This is a genomic window from Halobacillus rhizosphaerae (genome assembly GCF_046719735.1).
Taxonomy (GTDB): Bacteria; Bacillota; Bacilli; order Bacillales; family Halobacillaceae; genus Halobacillus_B; species Halobacillus_B rhizosphaerae.
The window spans coordinates 1-599 of sequence record NZ_JAUTWQ010000058.1; the positions used below are offsets into that span (position 1 = coordinate 1).

Sequence of the window (599 nt, forward strand, 5' to 3'; positions counted from 1 at the left end):
TGAAGTGACCCCTTATATTTGGACACTATGTAATTAAGCTATTTCTTGAAGTTTTTCACGATATTGCACAGGACTCATTCGAAGTTTTGATTTAATTCGTTTGTGATTATAGTTGATGATGAATTTCTCAAGTTCTATTTTAAAGTGCTCCACGCTTTCAAATTCTTTATAGTAAAGGAGCTCGGATTTCATAATTCCAAAAAAGTTCTCTATCACTGCGTTATCAAAACAGTTGCCCTTCCGGGACATACTTTGGGTAATTCCTGCTTCTTCTAGTCGGACGCGGTATTGACGCATTTGGTAGTGCCAGCCTTGATCGGAATGCATTAATAATTCTTGGTTATCGCTTAAATACTTCAGACCCTTCTCTAACATTTCTCCAACGAGGGAATACGTAGGACGGGAGCCAAGCGTATAGGTGATGATTTCTCCATTATAGAGATCAAGAATAGGAGAAAGATAAAGTTTCTCCCCAAACAGCTTGAATTCTGTAATGTCCGTCACCCATTTTTGATGAGGTTTTTCAGCCGTGAATTCACGATTTAAGTGGTTTTCAGCCGTTTTCCCGACTTTCCCTTTATAGGATTTATATTTCTTTA

The 599-nt window shown here is 37.9% G+C and carries 1 protein-coding gene; it reads right to left on the minus strand.

The window, feature by feature from the left end; translation table 11 throughout:
- Positions 1–33 precede the first annotated feature (33 nt).
- The coding region (locus tag Q7A53_RS21725; protein WP_411791299.1) for an IS3 family transposase at positions 34–599 on the minus strand (566 nt) is incomplete at its 5' end.